The sequence below is a fragment of the Paenibacillus sp. FSL H7-0942 genome, from assembly GCF_045040715.1.
GTDB classification, from domain to species: Bacteria; Bacillota; Bacilli; order Paenibacillales; family Paenibacillaceae; genus Paenibacillus; species Paenibacillus amylolyticus.
This window is the reverse complement of record NZ_CP150279.1, coordinates 398,446-413,315: the sequence shown is the minus strand read 5'-3', so window position 1 is coordinate 413,315 and position 14,870 is coordinate 398,446. Positions and strand designations below refer to the sequence as shown.

The following is a 14,870-nucleotide window of genomic DNA, read 5'->3' as shown; positions in this document are numbered from 1 at the left end:
AAACGATGATGAAGTTAATATTTTTGTTGCTCTTGTTGATTGTTCCGCTGATTATGGCTTATGTTGCTCTTCGTTCCCGCATGGTTACCCGAGTATTCCATATTCTTGCGCTACTCTGTTTCTACAGTGCGGCAACCGTCATCGCTGGTGATGTGTATGCGACGAATGCTCATATGACCACATTCACCACCGAGATTCACCATTTCCTGTTGAATGGCTGGTTCCTGTATCCATCTGCATATCTCGGTGTATACATTCCCTATGTGCTGTGGATGAGCCTATTTTCAGAAAAAAGTTAAATTCGATGCGGACTTGGGATTGCATTTTGCCAGCGTTCATTGCATAATGAATATATAAACATGATAATGATTATCATTCTTGAACTTGTCTCTTTGTAACTTTCTACTGCATATGATTTTACGATTATATAGATAAAGGGGAACGAACATCGAATGAATACAACTCTGCAAAAGGCTGATCTGCAGCTTGACGATTATTTGGATCTTCTGAACCTGGCAACCAATCTAGGTGATACGAGATGGCAAAAGGAAATTATCCGTAAGCTGGCTTATACTTATCCCGCAGTTCAATGTAAACAACCACAATAGCATTCCACATACATCATAGATCTACATTATGGCTCATGACCGATTCATTCGTTGAATCTGTTGTGGGCTATTTTTGTTGTACAATGTACAGTAAAGTTACTCAAACGTGAAGGAGTGAACAACGATGCAACTGGAGACTGACAGACTGATCATCCGGGAGATTCGGGAGACCGATTGGAAAAGTATACATAGCTACACATCCATGCCGGAAGTTACACAGCATACGGCATGGGGACCGAATACGGAAGAAGATACACGAGCATACGTGCAGTTTGTGTTGGACACACAGCAGGCACATCCAAGAGAGGGCTTTGAACTTGCAATATGTTTGAAAAGTGATGGAACTCTCCTTGGCGGAGTCGGTATTCACGTGATGGAGAAAACCAATGCAGAGATCGGTTACGTCCTTAATCCCACCTATCAAGGGAAAGGTTACGCCGCCGAAGCAGCCAGTGCTCTACTAGGCTTCGGTTTCAACGAACTGGACGTTCACCGGATTTACGCCAAGTGTCGTCCGCATAACACTGCTTCGGAGAATGTCATGAAGAAGATTGGCATGCAGTGTGAAGGTCTGTTGCGGGAGCACTGGTTTTACAAAGGTTCCTTTCATGACTCTGTGATCTATTCGATTCTCTCCAGTGAATATGCACATGAACAATTTCAAAGAAACACAAAAAGCTGACTCCCATATATGGGACGCCAGCTTTTCTTTTACTCCGTAACGACCCCAATCGCCAATGGAGGAGAAGCCTCTGAACAAACTAATTTACAACCGGCACAGCTCTACCGGGCAGCTTGGGAATGTCGGACATCCACACATACAGCGCAGGGCTGCCAGGTCACGAATCATCAGTTTGCCGTCCATCATATCCAGCGTACCTTGTTCCTTCCATGCCCCCAGCATCCGCGTTACGCTCTCCCGGGTAGCTCCAATCATCTCGGCAAGATCGGTATGGTTCAGCTTCATGTCCAGCACAATACCATCCGGTGTAACCCTGCCATACGAATTGCTGGCACGGATCAGTGTCGAAGCGAGCGCACCCGCCTTGCCATAGAGCAGCAAATCCCGGAATCTCGACTGGGTAATCCGTTGCGACAGTGCCATCCATTGCAAGAATTTCAAGGCAAGGTCGCCATGTTTGCTGAGTATACTTTCCAGATCGCTAAGCGAGATAATGGCCAGTTCCCCTTTTTCCGCCATCTCTGCACTGTAGCTATGATTCAATCCGCCGATGCCGCCGAATTCACCGATGAGATCGCCGCTTTGCTGAATGGATAAAATAATTTCCTTGCCATCCTCCGTCGACTTGGTCATTTTCACTCGTCCCGAACGAATGTAGTACAGATATCCGGCTTCATCGCCTTCGAGAAAGAGACTATACCCCGACTTCACCCGTTTGGGCTGCATTTTTGCTTCAATCAGGCCCCATTGCTCAGATGTAACGAACGAAAGGATTCCGCCTGTTTCTCGTGTCATTTTGTCCGCCTCCGTTTGTTTCTGCTCTGCTCTTTGGGTTGTTCTTTCTACAAATACTGTACCCATAACCTTCGTCCCCCTCGGTGATTCCTTATGTATCCATCATACCGCGAAAGTAGCGCGAGGGTTATCGGGGGATTACCTGATCATTAACGAGAAACTCCCTGAATTTGCTGTGAGAAAAGTCACATTTCACCGATATGCCTCATCCTTCGCATTTCTTCAATCCCTTGGTGCACCTGACTCAGGAGCCCTCCACTGCCCAAGTTCAGTAGATTACAGAACGGAAATAGGGGTTTTCCCTGAATTACAACGTATGAGAAAGGGTCTACAATAGAATTAACATTGTAATACCCTTACTTTAAGATGATCCTAAAAGGTTAATGATAATGATTCCAGTTTACGTACGTTATAATTTCGAAAAAGGAAGTGTCCTCTCATGCATGATGAACTGCCATCCGGCATTCAGGAGATGATCGACGGCCTGCGCCTGAACACATCCAGCGACTTCTGTGGACTTGCCTGTCTGAACGGGACGATGCTACGCTGGAAGTATACCTCCGGGGCTAGTAATGAACGGGTGAAACGCATGGAAATGCGCCCCGGACAAGATCTGGTGGGCACTGCCCTTCGGACTGGACGCACAGCCCGATCTGATTCACAATCCACCGGGGAGCATACACCCGGTCGTTGCCCGTTAATGCTTGCTGAGCGGTTGGTAAGTGCCATAGCGGTACCTGTGTTCCAGGAAGGAAGCGTGCCTGGCGCCGTGCTGCTCGTTGGCAGCAGACTGCCTTGCACCTTCTCATCGGACATTATCCGGCAGACGGAGCAAATCGCGCTACATCTTCAGCCAAAGGTGTTTGGATAACAACATCTGTCTTTAATATGGAAGAAGTCTTGTTATTTCCTTCGGGGAGTATCAAGGCTTTTTTTATTATAGTTATTCACAGCGGAGCAAGCCTTAGTCTGTTCACCTGTCTTCGCTCATCTGTATACATCGACGTCACTCACACAGATTGATATAATCGAGTCCATACATTCATATAACTCATAGATAGTATATACAGCTAAGGAGGCTACAGATATGTTTGTACTGACAACTGCCAGTGTTATTCCATGGGAATCCACACAGCACAACAGTACTATTTCCATAAAAACGCCTTCATTGGTTACCTGCACAGCGACAGTGGACTATAGATATGGTAATGAGCACGGTGTTTTACATAAAGGACAGTTACTTTTTCTACATCCCCAATGCTCCCTGGAGCTGATACATATCCCACCTTCTGCCTTCACCCTGTATCATATCGGTTTTCAGGATTATGTATTAACGGAAGAGAGTCCTGACAAACGTGTTTATGAGCTAACAACAGTGAACTTGCCCTCACATGGTTCGAAGACCGGAGCAAGTCCACAGGCTCTGCGAATGCTGGCAATCATCCAGGATCTTTCCGAAAAAAGGACAGGAAGTGTCCAGACCGAAGAAGCCAGGTCCCATTATCTGCTGAGTGAATTGCTTGAATTATTCAAGCTGGCGATTAAACCTTCTACAGAAATGGTAGACAGTATAATTCGTGAAGCACTTCGCTACATGAATCATCACTATGACAGTCATCTCACCCGTGAAGAACTCGCCAGGTTAACCGGGTTTAATGCGAGCTACTTCTCCAGGTTCTTTCAAAAACAGGTTGGACGAAGCTTTCAAGCTCACTTGACCCGAGTTCGTATGGACAAGACAAAGCAATACCTGTTGTCCACGCATGCCACCTTAAATGAAATTGCGCTGCTTGTGGGATACTCCGACGGTTTATACTTAAGTCGAAAATTTAAGCAGTTTACTGGGATTAGTCCAAGTGAATACCGACTACAGCCCCGCGCAAGACGAATTGCTACCGTACAGTACACAGGAGATCTGTTAGCCTTAGGCGTTCAACCCATTGCCGCCTCATTCCTACCCTGGGCTATGTCACCGCTGATCCAAGACGAGTTGCATGATGTACTGGATTTGGATCAATATGGTGTGGAAGAAATCCTCCGAACTGAACCACCTGATCTGATCATCGCGCCAGATTATCTATACTATTTGCCCCATAAGCTCGAACAACTGGAACAGATTGCTCCAGTTATGGTCCTGCCATGGGACAAGTTAAATCGATTGGAGACCGTTCAACTTATCGGACGAATCATAGGTCGAGAGCAGGCTGCCGAAGACTGGATAGAGCATTACACCGCGCTGGTCAGCAGTGAAGCTGAACGACTTGGGGCTGCAGTCCAGCCTGATGAAACCGTTGGGTTATATGAACTCTGGGAAGATGGCACGATCTGTATCTGGAATGTAACCGCCAGAGCGGCATACAACGTCTATTATGGACTCAATCTTACACCTCCTCCCAGTATTCTGCGTGACGTTCTGGAACCTAATAATCATCAGTTCATCCAGGAAGATCAATTGACGGAATATGCAGCAAACCATATGTTTCTCGTGCTCTCCTCACATGAAGGCGGTCTCTATCATGATGCACAAGTCAAACTCAGGGAACGACCACACTGGAACAAGGTTATGAATAACGGAAAGAGCCGGATATATCCTCTCAAGCTGGAACAATTCTGGTGTAATGATGCGCTGGCTCTGGAAAAGCAACTTCAGCTTATGGTAGATATCCTGATTCGGGAGAATGGTGAAAAGAACAGGTAACCATTGTCCATGCTCAAGAGGTCACATTTTGAGATGGACGACACTTGTATCCAAAAGTTACGATACTAAGGAGGTTTTATTGAGAAAGATAATCATTATTGATTGGGGAGAAGCAGAATGACAGGGGTTAAATCAAAATGGTGGACTGGGCTTATGTTCCTGGTACTGGTGATTGGAATTATTGGCTGCTCAAGCCAAGTGGAAAAAACGACAGAAAATAAACCTTCCTCAACTACAGCTACAGAAGAGCAACCGGCAAACAGCGCCGTAGAAACGCAGGTCATATCCACCGTTAATGGAGACGTTGAAATCCCGGCGAACCCGCAGCGGATTGTGACGCAGGGCTACCTCGCTGATTTTCTCGCACTTGGTATCAAACCAGTAGGCGCACCGGATTATGAGCTGGAAAGCCCTTATGTGCTTGATCTGGTTGAAGGCGTAGCAGACATTGGTCGTATTGACGGTGGTTCAGTGGAAAAAATTCTTTCACTTGAGCCCGACCTGATCGTCACTGTAGGTGGAGATGAGAAGCTGAATGAGCAATATCGCAAAATCGCACCAACCCTCATCATCCCTTATGGTACATACGACAATGTGCATGAGGAAATCACTGCTTTTGGAGAAATCTTAAACAAACAAAAGGAAGCCGCAGACTGGTTGTCCCAATTCGAAGTAAAAGTGAAGTCAGCCAAGGACTCCATTCAAGGGTTGGTTCAGGAAGGTACGACTTTCTCCAACTTCAGTCTTTTTGGTAAGGATTGGTATATCAACGGAGATGGTGTCAACCGCGGTGGGCAAGCCATCTACCAACAGCTCGGACTGAAAGCACCAGACATTGTACAAAAGGAACTGATTGATCAGGATAAAGATACTGTAACTGTATCCGAGGAGAAACTGGCGGATTATGCCGGTGATTATATTTTCCTGGATTTATCCAATGGTGGTTCGCTGGATGAAACATCACCCGTCTGGTCATCGTTGGACGCCGTGAAGAACAATCGAGTGTTCAAGCTGGATGGGGAACGGTTCTGGCCATATGATCCTCTTGCCGTGGAGGCACAGGTCCAGGAAATTGCCAATATGATTCAGGAACGTTTCGGCCAAACAGAACATTAAGGTTTAATGTTTCTATCCCACACGTTGAGTAAGAGAAGCTATTCGGAGATTAAAGCTCTGAATGGCTTCTTTTTTTGTTATGATATAGATAGAACTAAGGAAGCGGACAGGGGGAAATCATGTGATTCAACTATTAGTTGTAGACGACCATGTTGTCGTGCGTTCCGGGCTGATCGCCTTACTTGAAGGAAAGAATGATATACATATCGTTGGAGATGCCGCAGATGGCGATGAAGCCATTGCCAAGGCTCAAGAGTTGAAACCAGATGTGGTCCTTATGGATTTCAGCATGCCACCAGGCAAAGACGGTCTGACTGCTACCGCTGAATTAAAGAAATTGATGCCAGATGTCTCCATTTTGATACTAACCATGCATGACGATGAAGAATATCTGTTCCGCGCCATCCATGCGGGAGCATCCGGGTATATCCTCAAAAGTGCGCCGCATGAAGAATTACTTGCTGCAATTCGTTCCGTAGCAGAGGGTAGCGCCTATCTGTACCCAAGTGCGACCAAGCGGCTGATGAGTGAATACCTGGACAAAGCCAAACAGGAAAACGCCGGACCGTATGACACGTTATCCGAGCGGGAGAAAGAGATTTTGTCTTGGATTGCCAAGGGTTACGCCAACAAGGAAATCGCCGAACATCTGATCATCAGTGTCAAAACGGTCGAATCCCACAAAAGCAATCTGATGGAGAAACTTGGCCTGCGTACACGACCGGAACTGGTGAAGTTTGCCATGAAAAAGGGGTTGCTGAACTTTGAGTAGTGCACGCAAGAACAGATTAAGTGGACTCGCAGACCAGCCCGTACGCCTCCTGCTGAACGAAATCGATAATCACATTACGGATAATGAATTTCGCAGCAGGTTGAAGGGTTCCCTGCATCAACTGAGTGATCTGAAATTTGCCTTGGATGAATCCTCCATTGTAGCCCTGACAGACCGCAAGGGTAAAATCCAGTATGTGAATGATAAATTCTGTGAAATCTCGCAGTATGAGCGCGAGGAACTGATCGGTAAGGATCATCGAATCATTAATTCCGGATACCATGGCAAAAGCTTTATGAAAAACCTGTGGGACACGATATCCTCAGGTAAGGTATGGAACGGGGAAATTCTCAATCGTGCGAGAGATGGCAGTCATTATTGGGTCAACACCACCATCGTGCCTTTCCTTGATAACGACGGGGAGCCCTATCAATACCTGGCTGTACGCAGCGAGGTCACCAAGCTGAAATCCGTCGAAGCAGAATTGCAAAAGATGATGTCCCAAGTGATGAACATTCAGGAAGAGGAACGACGCCGGATCTCGCGTGAACTGCATGACGGGATTGGACAGAGTCTCTTCTCTCTGGTGATTCAGATGGATCGCCTGCTGGCAGACCAGCCTCACCCCGGGGTTGAAGCACTTCGTAAACAGGTCACGGGTATCATGGAAGATGTACGCGGTATGGCATGGGAGCTGAGACCATCCGTTCTGGATGACCTGGGTGTTGTTCCGGCGATTCGTACGTATATCGAGAATTACACCCGTCACTACGGGATCGAAGTTGATCTGGAATGTAATTTGCGCAAACGACTGGAGATGAACCGGGAGATAGCTATCTACCGGATTATTCAGGAAGCCTTAACCAATGTCGCGAAGTATGCCGATGTTGCCGAGGCACGTGTTACTATAGAAGACGCTGAGAACATGACGATGGTTATTATTGAAGACCAAGGTGCTGGATTCAGCGAAGCAACCGCAGGCAATGGCGTTGGATTGTTCAGTATGGAAGAGCGTGCCCGTGGTGCAGGAGGAACGTTAAGAGTGTCTTCCGAGCCTGGCGAAGGGACCACCGTTACCCTTTTACTGCCCAAGACAGTACAGGGATAACCAGACATGCTTCGTATCACACTTTGCGCTTTACTCCAGCTTATCTATTATTTAACGGCTGCTCGCTATTGGACTGTGCGAGTGGTCTTTTTATTTTCCGATTGGTCGAAATGACAAAATGAAGGCTCAAAATCGGTTAAATTCAATAATCATGATAAATAGATTGACTCCAGTTACGATTCGTCATTAAACTATGAATGCCACATACACATTGTATGATTAGTAAAATTTCATTGTTCATTTCATATAGCGAGAGAAAAGGATGGTCAACATGTCAGAGAAACGCTCCTCCAAAGGAGGAGAAATTCCACAAATGTACAATCTGGACGAGATGGATCGCAAAATCATCGCCGCGCTTCACCACAACAGCCGAATATCCTATACGGATCTGGGTACACAGATCGGGTTGTCACGTGTAGCTGTTCAGGCCCGCATTAATGCGTTATCCGAAAAAGGAATCATCGAACGCTTCACCGTTGTAATCAACCCTGGCAAAGTTGGGCTTCAGGTCTCGGCCTTTTTTAATGTCGATGTTGAACCGCCCTTCCTGGATGAAGTCGCTGAGAAACTGGATGAAGAGCCAGCCGTCACCAGCCTTTATCATATGACAGGCCCGAGTACACTGCACATGCACGGCATTTTTGCGGATATGGAAGAGATGGAGCAGTTTTTGCTGGAGAAGCTCTATAAGATGCCGGGTATCGTCAAAGTGGAATCACAGCTATTGTTGAAACGTTATAAAAGCCGGATGGGCATGAGACTCTAGGAGGAAATCAGCATGGGTTGGAAAGATTACAACGGTCTCGTCATCGGAATGGTACGAACCGGAATTCTCGGATATGGCGGCGGCCCTTCGGTGATCCCATTAATCCGTTACGAAGCCGTTACGCGTTACAAATGGGTCAGTGATGAGGAGTTCGGCGAGATTTTGGCTATCGCCAACGCCTTGCCGGGTCCCATCGCGACCAAAATGGCCGCATATCTCGGTTATAAAACCAAAGGTGTGCTGGGCGCGATCGTGTCTGTACTCGCTCATATTTTGCCGACAAGTATTGCCATTATTGCTCTGCTCGGTTCCATGTACGCGCTACGCGAGTCGAAAGTGGTAGCAGGCATGGTAGCCGCCGTAAGGCCGGTCATTTTTGTCATGCTGGGCATGATGGCTTATGAATTTGCCATGAAAGCCTGGAAGGGACTTGGTAAAGTTTTTGCCGCCCTATTCGGCGTAATTGCCTTTGTACTATTGCAGCTGTTGGATATCCATCCGGGGATTGTGATCGCGGTTTTCCTGGGATATGGTGTCTTCCATCTGGATCTGGTTCAGCGCTTCAAGTCCAAAGGCGAGTCCGATAAGGGGGTGTCCTAAGGATGCTCCAAACCTGGTGGGAATTATTTTGGGGATTTTTCGTAGCAAACATCTTGGGATATGGGGGCGGTCCGGCTTCCATTCCGCTTATGCAGGAAGAGATTGTGAACCACTACCAATGGATGACCACCGAGCAATTCGGTGATGTACTGGCGATTGGTAACGCCCTTCCCGGCCCGATTGCAACCAAAATTGCTGCATTTGTCGGGTACCACGTAGCAGGCTGGTTTGGGGCATTTATCGCAAGTTTTGCCACAATCGTGCCTTCCGCAACCGCACTAATTATATTACTTCGTCTGTTGAACAAACATCGCACGTCACCAAAAGTCAAAGGCATGACACTGCTTGTGCAGCCTGTTATCGCCGTACTCATGATTCTGCTCACATGGGAATTTGGACAGCTGTCCACTAATTCCATCGGCATCTGGCAGACGTTGATCATTGCAGGCATCTCGCTCTGGGTCATGACCAAAACCAAGCTGCATCCGGCCATTCTGATCGTGATCGCTTTTGCCTATGGTGCGCTGGTACTGTCTCACACGATGTAGTTATAGAACATACAGGGAACGTCACAGAATCACTTGATACATCTGCAATGGGTGTATCAAGTGGTTCTGGGCGTTGGCGAATGGCTAGATTATTTTCATTTTCTAAGGAACTCAGGACGTCTTATTTGGTCTTTAGGTCCTCTTTATAAATTGTAAGGAATCTCAGACACGTTATTCACCAAAAATACCTGACAAAAGTGCTATAACAGACTGTACTTTCCGATATAACGTGTCTCAGATTCCTTAGATTTCTGCAAACGCTCCAGACCCCTGAATAAGACGTTTCAGATTCGTTAGCGCTTGAAGACATGCCTAGTTTATAAACAAAAAACGGTGATACCAGCTATTAGCTGGCATCACCGTTTTTATTTCCACGTTTCACACTCACAGTTGAAAAATATCGTTTACTTTGCTTCAACCACTACCGTTACTTTGGTTTTCACACCTGCAAATGTCACCGTAATTGTTGCTTTACCTTTGCCGTTCGCCTGAATAATTCCATCTTTCACCGATGCTGTTGCAATACGGGAAGATTTCCAGAGAGCCGGTTTGGATACATTCGCTTCACTGCCATCAGCATACGTTGCAGTAGCCGCCACAGTTACCTTTTCACCAGGTTTCATGGTCAACGTTACTTTATCCGTCTGCAAATATTTCAGTGTATCCACATCTAGAGCAATCGTTACAGACTTGCTGCCGTATTTTGCTGTGATTTTGGCTTTACCTGAACCTGTAGCTTTGACTTTACCTTTGGTCACTTGAGCTACTTTGTAGCTGTTCGTTTTCCATTCAGCTTTGTCCGTAACATCACGCTCGCTACCGTCGCTCAAGAAGGCAGTTACCGTCAGATCAGCTGTATCGCCTGATTTCAGGGAAAGAACCGGCTCGGAAGCTTCAATACGTGTGATGACATCCACTTCAACTTGGATCGTCACTTTTTTGGAGCCGTATTCTGCTGTGATATTGGCTTTACCACTGCTGTTACCCGTAATCACGCCTTTTTTCACATCCGCTACACGTGCATTGCTGGATTTCCAGGTTGCTTCAGATGTAACATCCAACGTGTTGCCGTCCTCATCCGTACCTGTTAGAAGGATCGTCTGAGTTTCTTTGGCAGACAGAACAACGAAGTTCACATCTGCTTCCAGTCCACTAGCCATACCTACTTCAACAGGCAGAGTCAGTGTTTTGCCTTCAATCTTCGCGGTAATGGTTACTTTACCTGTAGCAACACCTGTGATAACCCCTTTGCTATCTACCTCAGCGATTTTGTCGCTGCTGCTGCTCCAAGTTGCATCTTCAGATACATCTTTGGATGTTTCACCATACAACGCCAGTACTTTGGCCGAAGTCGTTCCACCAACAGCTACTGATGCTTTCTTCTTGTCCATCTCATACTTGTCTGCTACGTCTACATTGACTGTGAATTTAACCGTTTTACCGCCATAAGCTACAGTAATCGTAGCCGTACCGGATTTGTATGCAATCAGATCGCCGTTTGATACATATACAACATCTGCATTGCTTGAAGTCCATGTTGCTTTGGAAGTTACATTTTCTGTGCTTGCATCAATATACTCTGCATTGGCTACCAATTTTTTGGACTTGTTCTCACCTGTAACACTCATGGCGAGCTTGTCAGTCACATCTTTGATATCCAAATATCTTGCCGTATCTACATCCACAGCAACTTCTACGGTTTTACCACTGTAGGTTGCTTTAATCGTTGTTGAACCTGCACTAATCGCTGTGACCTGTCCCTTGAATACCGTTGCAACCTTCTCGTTGCTGGATGTCCATGTTGCCTGATCGGTTACATTCACATCGCTGCTGTTTGGATAAGAAGCCGTTACAACGACATTAGCCGTTTTGGTTGTATCACTCAAACGGAAGAAAATACTTTGTTTCACCACACTCAGTTTGCTCGTCAGATCCACATCCACGTCAACGGATACTGATTTCGTACCGTATTTGGCTGTGATCTTGGCAGAACCTGCCGAGTATCCTGTAATTTCGCCTTTGAGAACATCTGCGACCTTCTCATTGCTGGATGTCCACTCCGCCAGATCGGTTACATCTTTGGTTGTACCATCTGGATACGTAGCCGTCACTTTCACACTTTCACTTTTGTTCAACAGCAAGTTAACTTGCTGTTTATCTACATCTACACGTTTAACCACTTCAACGTTAACATCCACCGTCACGCTTTGGCTGCCAACTTTGGCTGTGATCACAGCTGTACCCGCGCTTTGTCCAGTTACTTTACCATTCACAACGGTAGCAACCTTCTCATCACTGGTAGACCATTCTGCCGTACTTGCTGCTTCATTATTTGTTTCATTGTCACTATACGTTGCTGTCAAAATAATTTCTTTCGTATCTCCCGTGCGCAAATCCAGACTTTGCACGTTTTTCGAAAGGGCTTTGACCTTCTTCGTTACTTTCACTTGAACGGTCTGACTCTGACCCTGGTAAGCTGCCGTAATCGTCGCTTTACCTTCCTTTTTGGCCGTGATTGCACCATTATATACAGTTGCTATCGAAGTATCTTCGCTACTCCAGGTTGTACTAATCGTTACATTAGCCGAGGTATTGTCTGAATATACCCCTGTCACCGTAACAGACCCAGAATCACCAACTTCGAGCGACATCTCATTCTTGGAAACCACAATTTTGGACAGTTCTTTATCTGCCGCAGCGGCCAAGCCTACGTTGGAAATACTCAGCATCAACACCAGCATCATCACCATGTACTTGGTCAATCTTGGCTTTAACATCATTTCCCCCCGATTATCATCATTTTTTTCCTTATGTTTTATGTCGGCAAGTCCTTTCCAGATGTTTAGACTTTCAGGAAATTTTCAGGGAATTCTATGGAAATTAATTTATCTTCTATTCCTGTTTCAACCGATCATACCTGCGAATATTGCGCATACCTATGTATATTGGCAGTCTTGAACTTCTTTTAACAGGATTGGAGGAAACATAATGCATCAGCCTTTTGATTACATCGGGTATTGGGAGGAAACATATCGTTCGGGTGAAACTTCTGGGAGGGGTTCATACGGGGTTTTGGCTGAATTCAAGGCCGAGGTCGTGAACGGACTGATTCAACGTGAAGGGATTCATCGTGTCATTGAGTTTGGATGTGGGGATGGCAACCAGTTGCAATACATGAATTATGAGGACTACCTGGGCGTGGATGTAGCGGCTTCTTCAGTAAAGCGTTGTGCTTCCCAATTTGCCAAGGATTCGTCCAAGAGCTTCATGTTGTATACACCAGGCCTATGGATTAACCGTGGTTTCCTGCAAGCCGATCTGACGGTCTGTCTGGATGTGTTATATCACATCACGGATGAAACAGATTTTCGCAATACCCTCTATGATATTCTGCACTCCTCAACAGCATGGGTGGTGCTTTACACCCGTTTGAAAGAAAACGGTAACCCGGGGATTGATACAATCCAGGACCGTAATCTGTTTGAATATCTCTTCGACTACCCTGATTTCAAAGTTCATGAGATTATTCCGCAGCGTTATCCAGATCAATCATCAGCCGACTTTGTCATCCTGAGACGTAAACCTTCGAAGTGAAAATCGATTTTTTCAGTAAAGCATAGCTAATTCTGCACCCAACTGGACCCGTAAGAATGAATATTCATAGGCCAGATACTTCTTTTGTCTTCATTCGATTATGTACACCATCTGCCTGTCCGCTCACCTTAATTTTCTATCCAAAGCTCAAGCTTAGGTATACTCTGTCTCCAATAGAAGGAATATCGTTCCTGATACTGAAGACAACCGCACGCGGACAGGTGATGATGGTTTGCTAACAACTCGAAGGCTCATAACACTAGGACCTTACTAATCCGCTCTCAATCTCAGTTCCTCTTGTGCATAGTTTCAATTCTTTTTTTAAAATAACCCCGCATGTCCACGCAGCTTCGCCAGCGCTTCCATATAGAAATAATCGCCGTATATAATCGGCACATTCAGCCCTCGCCCTTCCGGGTAATGCACCGTTCCCTGCATGATCAGACCTTCTTCCGCTGCCGAGTCGCCAGAGCTATAGTGCTCATGCAAGCCGCGGACAATACGTTCTCCCGCGGCGGCATAGGTTTCCCCGCGTGGCGACAGCTTCGCCAGCTCTAGCAACCCGCTCGCGGCAATCGCCGCAGCGGACGAGTCCCACGCCACCTGATGCTCCGCAGGTGCGCGGAAATCCCACACCGGCACGATCTCTTCGCCAAGCATGGCGAGGAAGAAATCGGCCGCACGCTCCGCTGTCTCCAGATATCGGGCTTCGCCCGTATACCGGAAAGACAGCGCAAACCCGTGCAACGCCCAGGCGGTGCCCCGCGCCCAGGCGGAACCTGGAGCATGGCCCTGTCCGCCATGCTCTCGCAGCTTCTGCCCCGTGTGTGGATCAAACTCCACCACGTGGCAGATGGACCCGTCAGCGCGGATGAATTCGCGCGCGACGGTGTCCGCATGTGCTTCCGCCAGCCAGCGGAAGCGAGGGTCGCCGCTCTGCTCGGATGCCCAGTAGAGCAGCGGCAGGTTCATCATGCTGTCAATGATGGCTACGCCGCGCGTATCCATTGCTGACGAGCTGAAGTTCCAGGCGCGGATGAACTCACCGCGCACGTGGAACCGGGCAGCGAGCAGGTTGGCGGCAAGCATGCCGCGCCGCCGTCCATCCATGCTGCCCGTCTGGCGGTAGTTGGCTACGCCACTAAGCAGCCAGATGAACCCCAGATCGTGATCTACCGATTCGGGATCACGCAGACAACCTTCCAGTTGCCGCTCACAGCTTTCGGCAATGCGATGTAGCGGAGCCGCCGCTTCATTTTCCGGCGCATCCCCATAGACCAGCCATAACAATCCAGGCCAAAAACCTGCTGTCCACCATTCCGGATCATTCCGATCATACGTCCCTTGCGGGGCAATGTGCGGAAATGTATCCTTAATCCGCTTTGCATTCCGAATCGTCTTGGCAGCTCCCTGTTGCCACGCTTCCTCGAGCCATTTTACCGACGTTGATGTGTTCATGAACATATCCCTCCTCGATTCAATACCAGACATCTAAGCTTGATGCTCCAGCTCATCCTCAACTTATCTATAGCGTCGTATGCCGTAACTGCAATATCTATCCGATAAATATCACTAATCATCCA

At 47.1% G+C, this 14,870-nt stretch carries 15 protein-coding genes; 12 read left to right on the top strand and 3 right to left on the bottom strand.

Annotation, left to right across the window (positions count from 1 at the left end; all coding sequences use genetic code 11):
* Positions 1 to 5 precede the first annotated feature (5 nt).
* From MHI48_RS01965 to MHI48_RS01955, 3 genes are all read left to right on the top strand, one after another.
* Positions 6 to 299, top strand: a complete 294-nt coding sequence (locus MHI48_RS01965) for a hypothetical protein (protein WP_076329895.1) — start codon at positions 6 to 8, stop codon at positions 297 to 299.
* 153 nt (positions 300 to 452) lie between these two features.
* Positions 453 to 608, top strand: a complete 156-nt coding sequence (locus MHI48_RS01960; RefSeq protein WP_017691064.1) for a hypothetical protein — start codon at positions 453 to 455, stop codon at positions 606 to 608.
* A gap of 124 nt (positions 609 to 732) precedes the next feature.
* Positions 733 to 1,290 carry a GNAT family N-acetyltransferase gene (locus MHI48_RS01955; protein ID WP_076329894.1) on the top strand — a complete coding sequence of 186 codons (558 nt, stop codon included), beginning with the start codon at positions 733 to 735 and terminating at the stop codon, positions 1,288 to 1,290.
* Positions 1,291 to 1,374: 84 nt separating this feature from the next.
* Here MHI48_RS01955 and MHI48_RS01950 read toward each other — a convergent pair whose 3' ends face one another.
* Positions 1,375 to 2,151 (bottom strand): Crp/Fnr family transcriptional regulator, encoded by a 777-nt coding sequence (locus MHI48_RS01950; RefSeq protein ID WP_083677610.1) that lies wholly within the window; start codon positions 2,149 to 2,151, stop codon positions 1,375 to 1,377.
* A 373-nt stretch (positions 2,152 to 2,524) separates the two neighbouring features.
* Here MHI48_RS01950 and MHI48_RS01945 point away from each other — a divergent pair, with 373 nt between their 5' ends.
* The 8 genes from MHI48_RS01945 to MHI48_RS01910 all read left to right on the top strand — a co-directional run bounded on the left by MHI48_RS01945 (position 2,525) and on the right by MHI48_RS01910 (position 9,693).
* The gene (locus MHI48_RS01945; protein WP_076329893.1) at positions 2,525 to 2,956 is read left to right on the top strand and encodes a GAF domain-containing protein; all 432 of its coding nucleotides are present in this window, start codon (positions 2,525 to 2,527) and stop codon (positions 2,954 to 2,956) included.
* A gap of 216 nt (positions 2,957 to 3,172) precedes the next feature.
* Positions 3,173 to 4,783, top strand: coding sequence for an AraC family transcriptional regulator (locus tag MHI48_RS01940; RefSeq protein WP_076329892.1), 1,611 nt, complete (start codon positions 3,173 to 3,175; stop codon positions 4,781 to 4,783).
* A gap of 117 nt (positions 4,784 to 4,900) precedes the next feature.
* Positions 4,901 to 5,899 carry an ABC transporter substrate-binding protein gene (locus tag MHI48_RS01935; RefSeq protein ID WP_076329891.1) on the top strand — a complete coding sequence of 333 codons (999 nt, stop codon included), beginning with the start codon at positions 4,901 to 4,903 and terminating at the stop codon, positions 5,897 to 5,899.
* Positions 5,900 to 6,020: 121 nt separating this feature from the next.
* Positions 6,021 to 6,671 carry a response regulator transcription factor gene (locus tag MHI48_RS01930; protein ID WP_017691068.1) on the top strand — a complete coding sequence of 217 codons (651 nt, stop codon included), beginning with the start codon at positions 6,021 to 6,023 and terminating at the stop codon, positions 6,669 to 6,671.
* Positions 6,664 to 7,779 carry a PAS domain-containing protein gene (locus MHI48_RS01925; RefSeq protein WP_076319585.1) on the top strand — a complete coding sequence of 372 codons (1,116 nt, stop codon included), beginning with the start codon at positions 6,664 to 6,666 and terminating at the stop codon, positions 7,777 to 7,779. Before MHI48_RS01930 ends, MHI48_RS01925 begins: the two co-directional genes overlap by 8 nt.
* A 271-nt stretch (positions 7,780 to 8,050) precedes the next feature.
* The gene (locus MHI48_RS01920) at positions 8,051 to 8,545 is read left to right on the top strand and encodes an Lrp/AsnC family transcriptional regulator (protein ID WP_036616550.1); all 495 of its coding nucleotides are present in this window, start codon (positions 8,051 to 8,053) and stop codon (positions 8,543 to 8,545) included.
* A 12-nt stretch (positions 8,546 to 8,557) separates the two neighbouring features.
* Positions 8,558 to 9,145, top strand: coding sequence for a chromate transporter (locus tag MHI48_RS01915; protein WP_017691071.1), 588 nt, complete (start codon positions 8,558 to 8,560; stop codon positions 9,143 to 9,145).
* Between the two features lie 2 nt (positions 9,146 to 9,147).
* Complete coding sequence (locus MHI48_RS01910) at positions 9,148 to 9,693, top strand: chromate transporter (RefSeq protein ID WP_076329890.1); 546 nt, start codon at positions 9,148 to 9,150, stop codon at positions 9,691 to 9,693.
* A gap of 404 nt (positions 9,694 to 10,097) precedes the next feature.
* Here the strand turns inward: MHI48_RS01910 and MHI48_RS01905 are convergent, their stop codons facing one another.
* Positions 10,098 to 12,455 carry an Ig-like domain-containing protein gene (locus tag MHI48_RS01905; RefSeq protein ID WP_340388586.1) on the bottom strand — a complete coding sequence of 786 codons (2,358 nt, stop codon included), beginning with the start codon at positions 12,453 to 12,455 and terminating at the stop codon, positions 10,098 to 10,100.
* A gap of 226 nt (positions 12,456 to 12,681) precedes the next feature.
* On the opposite strand from MHI48_RS01905, the gene MHI48_RS01900 reads away from it, so the two are divergent.
* Positions 12,682 to 13,287 carry a methyltransferase domain-containing protein gene (locus MHI48_RS01900; RefSeq protein ID WP_076319587.1) on the top strand — a complete coding sequence of 202 codons (606 nt, stop codon included), beginning with the start codon at positions 12,682 to 12,684 and terminating at the stop codon, positions 13,285 to 13,287.
* A gap of 321 nt (positions 13,288 to 13,608) precedes the next feature.
* On the opposite strand, the gene MHI48_RS01895 is transcribed toward MHI48_RS01900, so the two are convergent.
* On the bottom strand, positions 13,609 to 14,745 hold the full coding sequence (locus tag MHI48_RS01895; RefSeq protein ID WP_076319588.1) for a glycoside hydrolase family 88 protein: 1,137 nt from the start codon (positions 14,743 to 14,745) through the stop codon (positions 13,609 to 13,611).
* Positions 14,746 to 14,870: the final 125 nt, after the last annotated feature.

Bases quoted from the DNA above. Each gene is read 5' to 3' on its own strand.
- MHI48_RS01935 (WP_076329891.1), top strand. From the start codon at position 4,901: ATGACAGGGGTTAAATCAAAATGGTGGACTGGGCTTATGTTCCTGGTA.
- MHI48_RS01965 (WP_076329895.1), top strand. From the start codon at position 6: ATGATGAAGTTAATATTTTTGTTGCTCTTGTTGATTGTTCCGCTGATT.
- MHI48_RS01950 (WP_083677610.1), bottom strand. From the start codon at position 2,151: ATGGGTACAGTATTTGTAGAAAGAACAACCCAAAGAGCAGAGCAGAAA.
- MHI48_RS01945 (WP_076329893.1), top strand. From the start codon at position 2,525: ATGCATGATGAACTGCCATCCGGCATTCAGGAGATGATCGACGGCCTG.
- MHI48_RS01910 (WP_076329890.1), top strand. From the start codon at position 9,148: ATGCTCCAAACCTGGTGGGAATTATTTTGGGGATTTTTCGTAGCAAAC.
- MHI48_RS01960 (WP_017691064.1), top strand. From the start codon at position 453: ATGAATACAACTCTGCAAAAGGCTGATCTGCAGCTTGACGATTATTTG.
- MHI48_RS01915 (WP_017691071.1), top strand. From the start codon at position 8,558: ATGGGTTGGAAAGATTACAACGGTCTCGTCATCGGAATGGTACGAACC.
- MHI48_RS01895 (WP_076319588.1), bottom strand. From the start codon at position 14,745: ATGAACACATCAACGTCGGTAAAATGGCTCGAGGAAGCGTGGCAACAG.
- MHI48_RS01920 (WP_036616550.1), top strand. From the start codon at position 8,051: ATGTCAGAGAAACGCTCCTCCAAAGGAGGAGAAATTCCACAAATGTAC.
- MHI48_RS01900 (WP_076319587.1), top strand. From the start codon at position 12,682: ATGCATCAGCCTTTTGATTACATCGGGTATTGGGAGGAAACATATCGT.
- MHI48_RS01940 (WP_076329892.1), top strand. From the start codon at position 3,173: ATGTTTGTACTGACAACTGCCAGTGTTATTCCATGGGAATCCACACAG.
- MHI48_RS01955 (WP_076329894.1), top strand. From the start codon at position 733: ATGCAACTGGAGACTGACAGACTGATCATCCGGGAGATTCGGGAGACC.